Annotated in this window: 10 protein-coding genes and 1 tRNA gene; 5 read left to right on the forward strand and 6 right to left on the reverse strand. The window is 68.5% G+C overall.

The window, feature by feature from the left end; translation table 11 throughout:
* Positions 1-122 precede the first annotated feature (122 nt).
* Both LI336_RS14690 and LI336_RS14695 read right to left on the reverse strand, forming a co-directional pair.
* Positions 123-197: transfer RNA gene (locus LI336_RS14690), tRNA-Arg, on the reverse strand.
* A 49-nt stretch (positions 198-246) separates the two neighbouring features.
* On the reverse strand, positions 247-624 hold the full coding sequence (locus LI336_RS14695) for a YccF domain-containing protein (protein ID WP_227133895.1): 378 nt from the start codon (positions 622-624) through the stop codon (positions 247-249).
* A gap of 129 nt (positions 625-753) precedes the next feature.
* Between LI336_RS14695 and LI336_RS14700 the strand changes: the two genes are divergently transcribed.
* The 4 genes from LI336_RS14700 to LI336_RS14715 all read left to right on the forward strand — a co-directional run bounded on the left by LI336_RS14700 (position 754) and on the right by LI336_RS14715 (position 6543).
* Positions 754-1326 carry an AAA family ATPase gene (locus LI336_RS14700; protein ID WP_227133897.1) on the forward strand — a complete coding sequence of 191 codons (573 nt, stop codon included), beginning with the start codon at positions 754-756 and terminating at the stop codon, positions 1324-1326.
* On the forward strand, positions 1323-1757 hold the full coding sequence (locus tag LI336_RS14705) for an RNA-binding domain-containing protein (RefSeq protein WP_227133898.1): 435 nt from the start codon (positions 1323-1325) through the stop codon (positions 1755-1757). Before LI336_RS14700 ends, LI336_RS14705 begins: the two co-directional genes overlap by 4 nt.
* Positions 1758-1850: 93 nt before the next feature.
* The gene (locus LI336_RS14710) at positions 1851-3119 is read left to right on the forward strand and encodes an erythromycin esterase family protein (RefSeq protein WP_227133899.1); all 1269 of its coding nucleotides are present in this window, start codon (positions 1851-1853) and stop codon (positions 3117-3119) included.
* A gap of 343 nt (positions 3120-3462) precedes the next feature.
* Positions 3463-6543, forward strand: a complete 3081-nt coding sequence (locus LI336_RS14715; protein WP_227133900.1) for an outer membrane protein assembly factor BamB family protein — start codon at positions 3463-3465, stop codon at positions 6541-6543.
* A 21-nt stretch (positions 6544-6564) separates the two neighbouring features.
* On the opposite strand, the gene LI336_RS14720 is transcribed toward LI336_RS14715, so the two are convergent.
* A complete protein-coding gene (locus LI336_RS14720; RefSeq protein ID WP_227133901.1) occupies positions 6565-7665 on the reverse strand; it encodes an aminopeptidase in 1101 nt (366 codons plus the stop codon).
* 165 nt (positions 7666-7830) lie between these two features.
* Here LI336_RS14720 and LI336_RS14725 point away from each other — a divergent pair, with 165 nt between their 5' ends.
* Positions 7831-9066: a cytochrome P450 gene (locus LI336_RS14725; protein WP_227133902.1), complete on the forward strand. Its 1236-nt coding sequence runs from the start codon at positions 7831-7833 to the stop codon at positions 9064-9066.
* Between the two features lie 220 nt (positions 9067-9286).
* Here LI336_RS14725 and LI336_RS14730 read toward each other — a convergent pair whose 3' ends face one another.
* From LI336_RS14730 to LI336_RS14740, 3 genes are all read right to left on the reverse strand, one after another.
* Complete coding sequence (locus tag LI336_RS14730; RefSeq protein WP_227133903.1) at positions 9287-11257, reverse strand: phenylalanine--tRNA ligase beta subunit-related protein; 1971 nt, start codon at positions 11255-11257, stop codon at positions 9287-9289.
* A complete protein-coding gene (pheS, locus tag LI336_RS14735) occupies positions 11257-12759 on the reverse strand; it encodes a phenylalanine--tRNA ligase subunit alpha (RefSeq protein ID WP_227133904.1) in 1503 nt (500 codons plus the stop codon). Before pheS ends, LI336_RS14730 begins: the two co-directional genes overlap by 1 nt.
* 376 nt (positions 12760-13135) lie before the next feature.
* A complete protein-coding gene (locus LI336_RS14740) occupies positions 13136-13573 on the reverse strand; it encodes a hypothetical protein (protein ID WP_227133906.1) in 438 nt (145 codons plus the stop codon).
* Positions 13574-13679: the final 106 nt, after the last annotated feature.

Here is a 13679-nt window from a genome sequence, read left to right on the forward strand (position 1 = left end):
GAACGGGAAACGACGAGACCGAAGCGACACGGACGCACTCGCCCACAGCGTTCGCTGCGCGGGCTGCGACTCGCAGGCTTCGAATCCCCTGTGTCGCTACTCCTCGTGCTGCTCGGAGGTAGCGAGCACGATGGGATTCGAACCCATGACCATCGGATTAGAAGTCCGACGCTCTATCCTGGCTGAGCTACGTGCCCTCGTTGTCGTGTGGACGGCGCGAGCAAAAAAGCGGTCCGGATTCGGATTTCAGGCGTCGAGCCGGTAGAGGCTCGTGACGTAGGGGAGCTTGCCGAACATCCAGATGCCGATGGGGATGCCGATGACGCTGACGCAGAGCGCCCACGCGACGTTCGCCCAGATGAAGCTCGCCCACCACCCGACGAACACGAAGTAGACGGCGCGCAGGACGAGGCTCGTCTGCGGGACGCCGTCCGGGTCGAACCCGGTGTCGCGGCGTTTGAGCGTGAGGAGGTACGGGACGCGGTTGATGATCTTGATGCCGAGCGGGAGGAGGATGATGGTGACGTTCAGGACCCACGCGACGTTGATCGCGAGAAGCGTGAGCCACCACCCGACGAGGAAGAACCAGATGACGCGGACGACGAGCGAGTGCTGGTCGGTCATACTCGAACGGTCACCGCGAACGCGTATGGGTCTTCTCCCATACCCCGGATTCGTCGAGGACGACGTCGAGGAGCGACGTGGCGCGCGAGAGCGGTGGGGTTAAGCCGCCGACTCGAGTATTCGTCTCCAATGACTGTCATCGGTACCGTCGGCCTGCCCGGAAGCGGGAAAGGCGAGGCTGCGGCGGTCGCACGCGACGCCGGCATCCCCGTGGTGACGATGGGGGACGTCATCCGCCAGGAGTGCCGGGACCGCGGCCTCGACCCCGCGACGCATCACGGCGAGATCGCGCAAGCACTCCGCGAGGAGAACGGCCCCGACGCCATCGCGCAACGGTCGCTCCCCATCATCCGCGAGCACCTCGACGGCACCGACACCGTGCTCGTCGACGGCCTCCGCTCCGGCGTGGAAGCCGACCGCTTCGAGGAAGCGTTCGGCGACGACTGGCTACTCGTCAGTATCGAAGCGCCCTTCGACGTCCGCAGAGACCGCATCAGTACTCGCGGTCGCGACAACACCGACGGCGACGTCGGCGAGACGCTCCGCGAGCGCGACGACCGCGAACGCGGGTTCGGGATGGACGACGCCATGGCGCGCGCCGACGTCACCATCACCAACACCGACACGCTCGAGTCGTTCCGCGCCCGCATCACGGCACTCCTCGAGGACGGCCCCGACGCCGTCACGGAGGTCGACGCATGATCTACTCGGTGGACGTCGAGATAACCGCGCCCGTGAACGACACCGAGGTCACCGACCGCGTCGTCGACGCCATCACGAACCTCTTCCCCGACGCCGACGTCACCGAACACCCCGGCGAAGTACTGGCGACCACGCACCAGCTCGAGCACTTCAGCGAGCGCCTGCACGCCCAGGAGATACTCGACACCGCCCGCGGCCAGTTCGAAGCGGGCCGGGACGGCGACGCGTTCGCGTTCGCGCTCAAGAAACAGGCCGCGTTCCAGGGCGTCGTGAACTTCGCCGTCGGGAATCCTGACGAACTCGGCGACATCCACGTCCGCGTTCGCGTCGAGGACCCGTCGGTCGACGAGTTCGTCGACTACGTCGCCCCACCCACCGAGGACGGCCGGCCCGTCACGAGCGACGCGGAAGACCGCGGCCCCGGGAACTGACCACGAGCCACGGGTCCGTTCGTCCGGTTGCTGTTTGAGCGAATCTTGCAGCCTCTATGCGCACTTTTTTCACCCGCGGGAGAAGTCAGGACGATGACCCATTCGACCGGGCTACTCGACGCCCTCGACGACCACTCGCTCGCACTCGAAACGACCGACCCCACGAGCGACGGCGACGGGCTCGAAGCGCTGTGCGACGAACTCGCCGACGTCCGCGTCGTCGGCCTGGGCGAATCCACCCACGGAACCCGCGAGTTCTTCGAGCTGAAACACCGGCTCGTCCGCGAACTCGTCGAACGCCACGGACTGCGGACGTTCGCCATCGAGGCCGGATTCGGCGAAGCCCGCCGCGTGAACGCGTACGTCCGCGACGGCGAGGGGAGCGCCGAGGAAGTCGTCGAAGGCATGCAGTTCTGGACGTGGCGCACCGAATCGTTCGTCGCGTTCGTCGAGTGGCTCCGCGAGTTCAACCGCGACCGCGAACCCGACGAGCAAGTGTCGTTCTGGGGCGTTGACGCGCAGTACGCCGCCGCGTCGGCCGACCACGTCGTCGCGTTCCTCGAGCGCGCGGCCGGCGACCCGATCGAGGGGCTGGACGCGCTCGCCGCCGACGGACTCTACGGGTACGTCGGTGAGACCGACGACGCCGTGACGCTCAAGCGAGCCCGCGAGATCGTCGACCGAACGAACTCGCGGTTCGACGCCGACCGGGAGGCGCTCGTCGACGCGACCGACGAGCGAGCGTGGCGCCTGGCTCGACAGCACGTCCGCTCGATGGTCGACGCCGTCGCGTTCGCCGAGTCGACCGCCGACGGGCCGCCGGACGCGGACGCGCTCGCCAGGCGCGACCGCGCGATGGCCGACACCACCGACTGGGTGCTCGAGTACACTGGCGCGGACGCGGTCGTCCTGTGGGCGCACGACGGCCACCTCGCACGCGATCCGATGCACCCCGAGCACCTCGAGACCGCCGTCGAGACGCTCGGCTCGCACCTCGACGACGACCACGGCGACGCCTACCACCCCGTCGCGCTCGTGTTCGGGAGCGGGTCGTTCCAGGCCATCGGCGAGACCGCCGACGGCACCCGTGGCCTCCGGGCGTTCAGCGTCGACGAACCCACGGACTCACTGGAAGCGGACCTGCACGCGCTCGGCGACGACATCGCGTACCTGGATTTCGAGAGCGCTCGCGCGGACTCCAGGCTGGTGGAGTGGTTCCAGGACGCCCACCGGATGCACGCCATCGGCGCCCACTACGCCCCTGACGACGCAGGGAACTGGACGACGTACGACCTCGGGCGCGCGTTCGACGGTGCGCTCTACGTCGACGAGACGACGCGAGCGCGACCCGCAAACGACTGACCGCTACTTGCACGTTCAGTTCTCGTCCTCTTACGTGCCGCTGGTCGCCGGTTTCGCCGAAAGGCACACCAAGCTGACCGGCCACGCCGTAGACGAACTCGTCTCGTTTCTCGTCGACTCGGGACTGTCGCCCGGTGACGAGCGACGCCGAGGACCGCTGTCCCGGGAACTGACTCGCGGCAGTCCGCTCGAAACGCGACGTTTCTCCGAACCGCTACCACGTCCAGTACCGTCGTTTACTCGTTCCTAACCGACTGCTCGGTTCGGGTAGGTTCCGCGTCCCGTTGCCGGAAACCCCGAACTATCTCCCGCGCTTAACCCCGCGGTCGTCACCAGAGGAGGCATGGGCCACGCGGACGACGAACGACGAGGAATCGACCGACGGCTTCTGCTCCGGGCGCTCGGCGCTGGCGCGTTCGCGGGCGCGAGCGGCCACGCCGCCGGAAGCGGCGAGCGAGCGGGGCACGGGGCCAGCAAACGCCACCGCGAGCGCGGACGGTCGCGTTGCGTCGTCGACGACTTCCAGGACGGCGACCTCGACGAGTACGTCGCCAGGGACGGCCCGAAGGCCAACTGGCGGGTCGCGTCGTTCCGCAACGGCCGCGTCCTCGAGTTCCAGGGCGGCGACGGCGCGGACCTCCAGTCCTACAGCGGCCTCGGGACGTACCCGCGTCGCGGCGACCGGTTCTCGTTCCTGTTCTACCCTTACGGAAACTGGGACGGGTACGCGATGTTCAGCTTCGCCATCGCCGACTCCGAGAACTTCCAGCGGCGCTACGAACTCGAGTTCGAACCCGCCGAGAGCGAGGTCCGCCTCCAGTACAGCCGCGCTCCCGGCGACGAGGAGACCATCGCCAGCGCGTCCCGGTCGTTCGACGGCCGCGACCGACAGATCGTCGAGGTGGACTGGGCGGCGTCGAGCGACGACATCGTTGCGACCGTCACCGACTCGGACGACGACGGGACGACCCTCCGCGCGAGCGAACCCGACGACGCACCAACCGGCGGCGGCATCGGCTTCTACGGCAGCGGCGACGCCGCCTGGCTGTTCGACTACGTCACCATCCTCGACTGCGACGACCGCAGCGACGGCGACGACGGCGACGACGACGCTCGGTACGTAACCGTCGTCGACGACTTCTTGGACGGCGACCTCGACGAGTACGTCGCCGCCGACGGCCCGAAGTCGAACTGGTCGATCGTCGACTTCTCCGCGTACGACGGTCGACGCGCACTCCAGTTCCAGGGCGGCGACGGTGCCGACATCCAGTCCCATCGCGGCCTGCCCGCGTACCCACAGCGCGGAGACCGCATCCGCCTTGACTTCGGGACGCTCGGGAACTGGGACGGGTACGCGATGTTCAGCTTCGGCATCGCCGACCCAGATAACTTCCAGCGCCGCTACGAACTCGAGTTCGAGCCCGCCGAGAGCGAGGTCCGCCTCCAGTACAGCCGCGCCCCAGGCGACGAGGAGACCATCGCCAGCGCGAGCGCGGACCTCCGCAGGGACGGGTTCTACGAAGTGACCGTGGACTGGGCGGCGTCGAGCGACGACATCGTGGTCACCGTCCAGGACCTCGTGACCACCGTCGCCACCCTTCGCGCGCCCGAACCAGACGGCGCACCGACCCAAGGCGGCATCGGCTTCTACGGCAGTGGCGACGCCGCGTGGGCGTTCGACAGCGTCCGACTCAGCCGCGACGACGGCGACACAGGTGGCGATGACGACGGCCACGACGCGGGGATGATAGTCGACGACTTCGAGGACGACGACCTCACCGAGTACGTCGCCGCCGACGGCCCGAAGGCGAACTGGTCGGTCGTCGGTGACCACGTGAACCACGGTCGACACGCGCTCCAGTTCCAGGGTGGCGAAGGCACTGACCTCCAGTCACACCGGGGTCTCCCCGCGTACCCGAAGCGAGGTGACCGGTTCAAACTGATGTTCGGAACGTTCGGGAACTGGAACGGGTACGCGATGTTCAGCTTCGCAATCGCCGACCCCGACGACTTCCAGCGGCGCTACGAGCTCGAGTTCGAACCCGCCGCCGACGAAGTCCGCCTCCAGTACAGTCGCGCCCCCGACGACGAGGAGACGATTGCGAGCGCGAACGTGGACCTCCAGCAGGACTGGTTCTATCTCGTCACCGTGGACTGGGCGGCGTCGAGCGACGACATCGTCGTCTCCATCGGCACGCAGAACCCGTGGGTCGAACTCCGCGCGCCCGAACCAGACGGCGCGCCGACCGAAGGCGGCATCGGCTTCTACGGCAGCGGCGACGCCGCGTGGGTGTTCGACGACGTCCGCATCCTCGACCGCACCGGAAGCGGCGACGACGGCGACGACGCCGGGAGCGACGACGACTGGCCGACCGTCCAGTACGACTTCGCGAACACCGGGTGGGCGCGAACCGAGAGCGGACCGGCCGGTGGCGTGACCGAGACGTGGTCGACAGCGGTGAGTTTCGAGGAAGCGAACGAACCCGCCGTCGTCGACGGGTCAGTGTACACAACCGGGAGTGGGAGCGCCCACGGACTGTACTCGCTGAACGCCGCGGACGGGAGCGTCGAATGGCTGTACCGCATCGACGACGGCTCCCGCTCACCGGCCAGCGTCGTCGACGGCACCGTCTACGTCGGCGGGAACGACCTGCACGCCCACGCCGTCGACGCCAACGACGGTGGCCGAGTCTGGCGAACGGAACTGATTGACTCGTGCACAGTCGCACCCGCGGTGGCCCGCGGGGCCGCGTTCTTCGGGAACCTGTACGGCGATGTCGCGATGCTCAACGCGTCGACGGGCGACGAGCTCGGGAACGCAGCCGTCGGGATGATAGTCACCGCCGACCCAGCGGTCGTCGACGGCGTCCTCTACGCCGCATCACCGGCCGGCGTGCTCGGCGCGTACGACGTCGGCCCCGCGTACGACGTCGCCCTCAGCACGAGCCGCTGGACTCGCTTCGACGACGTCGAGGGCGGTATCACCGCGCCGACGGTCGACGACGACACCGTCTACGCCGCGTTCTACAACGGCGACGCCGCCGACAGTCGACTGTACGCGCTCGACCGAACGGATGGAAGCGAACGGTGGCGGTTCGACGTCGACCTCCAAGCCTCGCCAGCAGTCACCGACGACAGCGTGTACCTGCTGTCCGACGACGGCGTCATGTACGCGCTCGACCGGTCCGACGGGTCGGTCCGCTGGCGTACGGCCACGAGCGAGTCGACGAACGCCGCACCGACCGTCGCCGACGGCGTCGTGTACGCGGGCACCGACAGCCTCCACGCGTTCGACGCCGAGGCGGGGGCCGAGCGCTGGACGTACGACACCGACTACGCGGTGGTTGGCGCACCCGCCGTCGTCGACGACGTCGTGTACGTCGGCGGGACCGACGGCCTCGTGCACGCACTCGTCGCCCGCTGAATCGGCGGCGAGCCGTCCGTCTTACTCGTCCTCGAACCCGTCCTCGAACCGGAACGTCCCGTTGCGCTGGACGACCTCGCCGTCGACCTCGATGCGGGAGTCCTCGCTCATGTCGACGATCATGTCGACGTGGACCGCGGAGTCGTTCTGTTCGTTCTCGTCGCCGACGGTGGCGTCGTACGCGCGCCCGACGGCCATGTGGACGGTGTCGCCCATCTTCTCGTCGAAGAGCATGTTGTACGTGAACTCGGTGATGTCGCGGTTCATCCCGATGCCGAGTTCGCCGAGGTAGCGCGCGCCCTCGTCCGTGTCGAGCACGCCCGTCAGGACGTCCTCGTTTTTCTCGGCGGAGTGCTCGACGACCTGGCCGTCCTCGAAGACGAGGTGGACGCCCGTGATCTCGCGGCCCTGATGGTAGAGCGGTTTGTCGAACAGGACCTCGCCCTCGACGGAATCCTTCACGGGCGCGGTGAACACCTCGCCGCCGGGGAGGTTGCGTTCCGCGGTGTCGTTCAGCGTCGTGTTCCCCGCGACGCTCATCGTCAGGTCCGTGGAATCGCCGGAGACGATGCGGACCTCGTCGCCGTCGTTCAGGACGTCCACCATCTGCTGCTGGAACGCGCCCTGGGCTTCCCAGTCCTTGTTCACCGCATCCCACACGAAGCCCTCGTAGGCTTCCGTGCTCATCTCCGCGAGCTGCGCGAACGAGTCCGTCGGGTACTGCGTGAGCACCCACGTCTTCCCCAGTCGCTCCTCGAGGAGCGGCCGTCGCGCCTTGTCGTACGCCATCTGGACGTCGCTGTCGACGTCGCTCGTCTGCGTCACGTTCGCGCCCGAGCGGATCGCGACGTAGACGTCCATCTCCTCGAACAACGCCATCTCGTGACTCGGCAACTCGAAGTCCTCGGGGTCCGCGTTCCGCAGGTACGCGCGCCGGAAGCGGTCGCCCATCCGCTGATTGATCGAGAGCGGGTTCGCGCCGACGTCAGCGCACTGCTCGAACAGCGCCGTCACGAGGTCGCCGGCCGTCCCGTGCGCGTCGACGACCACGTTGTCCCCGTCCTCGATACCGGCCGAATGATTCGCGATGATCTGTGCGTGCTCGCGAACTCGTGGGTCCATACGGCCACTCGGTGAGCGCCCCGCAGAAACCTTTCCCTTTCAGCGACGCCGTCGGTCGGTCCTCGCCGACCGGTCGGAACGAACACGAACGTGGATGCAAGCCGGCGACGAATCCCCGACCACGCGGTCACTCGACCTTTGACCGACCTGACCGAACTCGGTAGTATGAGTGCAGCCGACATCGGCGGCCTGCAGACGTTCCCCGCGGCACTCCAGGCGCGGGACGCGTGGCTCGACCCGTTCGACTGGTACGCCGAGATGCGCGAGCGCGCGCCGGTCCGGTACGACTCCGACCGCCGGACGTGGGACGTCTTCCGGTACGACGACGTCAAGCACGTCCTCGCGAACCCCGACGGCCGGTTCTCGACGAGCCCACGGAACATCACGGGGTTCGAGGAACCACCCGAAGACGAAGGGTTCCTGCTCGACACGATGCTGCTCCAGGATCCGCCGCGGCACGACGAACTCCGGAGCGTCGTCGAAGACGCCTTCGAGCCGCGCGCCGTCCGCGAGCTCGAACCGCGCATCCGGACGCTCGCCGGCGAGTTGCTCGACGACGCGCTCGCCGACGCGGACGACGAACTCGACGTCGTCGACGCGCTCGCGTACCCGCTGCCCGTCATCGTCATCGCCGACATGCTCGGCGTCCCGCGCGACGACCGCGACCAGTTCAAGCGCTGGTCGGACACCATCGTCCGCGGCGCCGGTGGCGACACGGACGCCGAGACGTTCGTCGAAGCGCAACGACAGGCCGGCCAGGAGATGGCGATGTACTTCCTGACCGAACTCGAGAACCGTCGCCAGGACCCCCGCGACGACCTCCTCACCACCATCGCGACCGCCGAAGGCGACGCCGGCCGGCTCTCCCAGCGCGAAGCCCTCGGGATGTGCATGCTCCTCCTGATCGCGGGGAACATCACGACGACGCACCTCGTCACGAACGCCGTCCGGTGCTTCGACGGCCACGACCGCGACCTGTTCACCGAACTCGGCGCCGACGAACGCGCACTCGGCACGGCCATCGAAGAGGTCCTCCGCCACCGCTCGCCCGTCCAGGCGATGACGCGCGTCCCCGTAGAGCCCGTGGAACTCGGCGGCGAAACCCTCGACGCCGGCGACGGCGTCGTCGTCTGGCTCGGGGCCGCCAACCGCGACCCCGACCGTTTCCCCGACCCGGACGCGTTCGACCCCGACCGGTCCCCCAGCAGCCACCTCGGGTTCGGTCACGGCCGCCACTACTGCCTCGGCGCCCCCCTCGCCAGGCTCGAAGCCAAGGTCGCACTCGACGAACTCACCGACCGCCTCACCGCCATCGAGATCGCCGACACCGAGTTACAGCCCGTCCGCAGCTCGTTCATCTACGGCGTCGAATCGCTACCCATCCAGTTCCAGCCGCGCTGAGAACCCACCACCGCTCTCGCTCGCGACCCGCAAACCATGCGTGAAAAAGTGACCGCCTCGGCTTACTCGAGCGCCGCGAGGTCGAACTCGAACCCGACCGCCGGCACCTCGAGGTCCTGCCGCGACCATCTTTTGTCGGGTCGCTCGCTCCGGCTCACGGCCGCCGCCCGTTCGCCGCTCGCGACCCGCAAAACATGGGTGAAAAAGTGACCGCCTCGGCTTACTCGAGCGCCGCGAGGTCGAACTCGAACCCGACCGCCGGCACCTCGAGGTCGTGCTCGACGAGCACCTTCGGGTGGAGTTCGCCGACGACGCCGGCGGGCTCGCCGTCGATGACGACGGTCGCGGTGCGGCCGTCGATGAACGACGGGTGCTCGGTCGGCGGCGTCTCGAGGGCGACGTCGAAGTTCCGCGCGAGCGCCTGCAGGCGACTCTTGGCGTCCTCGTAGGAGGCGTCGGCGCGCGCGAGCACCGCCGCGACGTGGCGTTCCTCCCGGACGCCCGTCGGTTCGTCGGGGTCGACGTGCGCGACCAGGCCGATCTCCGCGAGGTCCTGCGGGTAACTCCGATGGGTGTTGTTCTCCAGGACCATCGCGAGGCTCGGGAGCGCCCACGACCGCAGCATCTCGTAGTCCTCGCTGTACGGTTCCGTGATGGTCACGGGCGGCTCGGCGCCGAGTGCGTCCGCCGCACTCGCCGAGTCGGCGGGCGCGACGTGCATGCGGTCGTAGTTGTCCTCGCGAGCGACCATGTGGAAGTTCAGGAGGTCCTGGAAGCCGAGCCCGACGAGCTGACCGCGGACCGCGCGCTCGAGGCGCGAGCGCTCGTGGCGGCCGCCCGTCGTCGAGACGTTCGGCGACTTCGGCTCCAGCTCGTTGAAGCCATAGGCGCGCCCGAGGTCGTCGACGACGTCGAGCGCGTGCAGGACGTCCACGCGGTACGGCGGGATGGCGACGTCGTACACGAGGTCGCCCGCGACCGTCGGCGCCGCGTCCACGTCCGCGTCCTGGTCGGCGCTCGCCGTCGTCGCCTGGTTCCCCTCGATGCTCCCGCGCGGGTCGTCCGGGAGGTCGCTCCCCGCTCGCTCCCGCGCACGCTCGGGGTGCTCGCCGGTCGCCGTGTCGATTGGCGTCGCGTCCAGCCCGGCGCGCTCCGCGAGGTCGACGACCTCCTCGGCGGTGAGCGCGACGCCGAGCACGCGCTCGATGCGCTCGTGCGCGACGCGCTTCTCGTCCACGTCCAGGTTCGGGCGGACGAGCGTCGCACCCGGATCGACGAGGTCGTCGTCCGCGTACACGCCGCTATCGGGGTACTCGACCTGGACCTCCTCGACGGTCGCCCCGCGCGCTTCGAGCGCGTAACAGACGACGTTCAGCATCTTGTCGATCGTCCACTGGTCGGTGCCCGTCATCTCCACGAACAGGTTCCGCGAGTCCGTCGACACCTCGGTGCGGCGACCGTTGATCACCGGCGGGAACGAGAACAACCCGAGGTCGTCGTAGATCGCGGGATACCGCTCGTACCCGCTCACGAGGTCGGCGTACTCGCGGCCCGTCGCGTGCTCTTCGAGGACCTCGGCGGGCGTCATCTCGCGGTCGCTGTCGAGGGGCACGAACTCGTCTTCGTCGGGTTCGACGCCGACGTACGAGATGGACTTGTTCGTCTCCGAGACGCGGACGTCGTCGCCGACGTCCGCCGCGGTCTCCCCGGCGTCCGCGGCGTCGTCGTCGCGTTCGACCGCCGACCCCTTCAGCATCGTGAGGTCGTGGATACCGATCGCGCCCTTCGCGCGCTTGCGGCCCATCGTCGCGTGCAGCTTCTCCTGGAGTTGGATGAGCGAATCCAACGCGTCGTCGTCAAGGTTCACGTCGCGGATGACGGCCCCCGTGACGTACGGGCGCTCGTCGGGCACCGAGTCGTCGACCTCGATCGTCCAGTCCGCGTCGTTCACCTTCGGGACGTAGACGCCGCGGTCGTCGCCGTACTGATACCGGAGGCTCCGCGCGACGCCCTCGACGCTCAGGCGGTCGAGGCGGTCCGGCGCGAACTCCAGTTCGAACGCGCCGTCCTCGGTCTCGCCCTCGAACTCGAGGCCGAGCGCGAACAGGTCGTCCTTCAACTCCTCGTCGTCCTTGTCCTGGTGTCCGGTGAGGTCCCGGAGCTCGTCGGGGTCGACGTCGACGACGGGCATCAGTACACCACCTCCTCGTCGCGGAGGAAGTCGAGGTCGACGAGCGTCCCGTGGACGTCGCGGATGTCCTCGAACCCGTGCGTGAGCATCAGGAGTCGCTCCAGCGCGAGCCCCCACGCCATCACGTCGCACTCCACGCCGAGCGGCTCCAGGACCTCCTCGCGGAACAACCCGGAGTTCCCGATCTCGACGACCTCACCCGTCTCGGGGTGCTCGCCGAACAGCTCGAAGCTCGGCTCCGTGTAGGGATTGTAGTGCGGTTTGAACTCGATGTCGGTGATGCCGAACTGCGCGTAGAACTCCTCGAACGTCCCCATGAGGTCGCGCACCGAGAGGTCCTCGGCCATCACCCAGCCCTCGATCTGGAAGAACTCCAGCAAGTGGGTGGCGTCGAGGGTGTCGTTCCGGTACACCTTCTCCACGCTGAAGTACCGCTCGGGCGGTTCGAGCTCGCCGACCTCGTGCCCGGAGAGGTACCGCATCGACAGCGACGTGGTGTGCCCGCGGAGGTCGACGCCGCGCGCCATCTCCTCGCCCCACGGCGAGTGATAGCCGTCGCCGTCCTCGCCGACGCCCTCGCGGTGCGCGTGCTCGACGCGCGCCATGAGGTCCTCGGGGAGGTCCTGCATCGGCGGAACGTCGAGCGCGAACTGGTCCCAGTGGGTGCGAGCGGGGTGGTCCTGGGGCATGAACAGGCAGTCGTTGATCCAGAACTCCGCGTCCGCGTGCGGGCCGTCCATCTCCTGGAAGCCCATCCCGACGAGGACGTCCTTCACGCGCTCGGCGGTCTGCCGGAGCACGTGCTCCTTCCCGCCGTACTCGACGTCCGCGTCCGCCTCGACGTCGTACTCGGCGAACTCGGCGTCCTGCCAGTCGCCCGAGGACAGCATCTCGGGCGTGACCTGGCCGACGGCGTCGGTCGCCTCCACGCCCTCCATGAGCGCGGTGACGCCGTCCTCGGTCAGTTCCACGAACCGGACCGTGTGCTCGTCGACGACGACGAGGTTCCGGCGCTCCAGGTCACCGAGCACGTCCTCGTCCACGGCCTCGCCGGCGGCGACCGCGTCGAGCGCCATCGCCTCCGCGTCGTCGTCGGGGTCCGCGTCCGGGTCCGCGGTCACCTCGCCGCTGTCGACGACGCCGTACCCCTTCCGCGCGTAGTTCGCGAGCGCTATGTCGACCGCGTCACCGAGGTCGCTCGCCCCGATCACTTCGCCCATCGGGACCGCCTCGGCATCGGTCGCACCGACGTCTCGCGCCGCCCGATACAGGCGAACCTCCGGCAGGCCCGCGTCTCGATACGATTCACCCTCTGCTGTCAGTTCGACGGTCTCCTCGACGCGCTCCGTGACGTCGACGAGCCCGCGCTCCGCGAGGTCGAACGCCGCACCCGCGACCGACTCCGGGGGCTCCCCCGTGTCGTCCGCGAGCGCGTCGACCGACCGCGCCTCGGTCGCATCCGCGGTCTCGAGGACCGCGACGTGTGTCGCTTTCAGTTCCATCAATCTTGTGTGCGTATCCGCAACTCGGTCAGTTATCTGTTCCGACAACGCGACGACCGCGGTTTCGCGACCACCACCCACCGAGGCGACTCCTCGCCCCCGGCCGTGGTGGCCATCCACCGCGCTCACGCCGCTGCAAAGAAGAAGCCGACTCCGTGGACTCGAGCGTGCTCGTCGACGCTACCACCGGAGCCGAACGAGGCTACCATACCTCCACGTAGGCGTCCCTCGCCCGTTAAACGTTCCGTCGGGAGCGCGTTCACGCAACGCCCCCGCACCACGTCCACCCATCACGCCACGTTCGCCCACCGCGCCACGTTCACCCACCGCACCGCGTCCACCCATCGCGCCACCGCGAGCCGTTCTATCGGCGTCGCTACCAGTCGACGTCGAGGTCCCAGTCCGGCGTCGGGTCGTCGACCTCCGCCCACTCGAAGCGCGTGTTCGCGGGCGGGACCGCGTACAGCGTGTTCGCGAGGAACGCCGCCGCGTTCTCGTAGGGGATCGAGTCGACCTCGGTGTTCGCGGCGACCTCCTCGAAGTCCGCACGGTCGCGAGCGAGTCCGCCGGCGTCGCGTTCGGCGCTCTCGTCGTCGGTGTCGCTCGCCGCGTCGGTCGGCGCGTCCACGACGGCTGCGAGTTCAGCGAGCGCGTCGTCGAGCACCGGAAGCACGGCGTCGTCGTCGTCGTCGTCGCGGTCGTCCGCGACCGTGTAGACGTCGACGTCGTCGAGCTCGGTGAGGACCTCGTCGATGTCGCCGGCCGGGGTGTACGGGGCGGACGGCACTTCATCTGGGTCGGACGTGGTTGCCATTAAATCAGGTATTGGCACGGTATTATTTAATACTTGTAATCGTTTCACGTGGTAGGCATCACCGACTGAGACGTAACCGGGGCCGAATGGGGCGTAGGCACCGTTT

The sequence above is a fragment of the Halorubellus salinus genome, from assembly GCF_020567525.1.
Classification (GTDB): Archaea; Halobacteriota; Halobacteria; order Halobacteriales; family Natrialbaceae; genus Halorubellus; species Halorubellus salinus.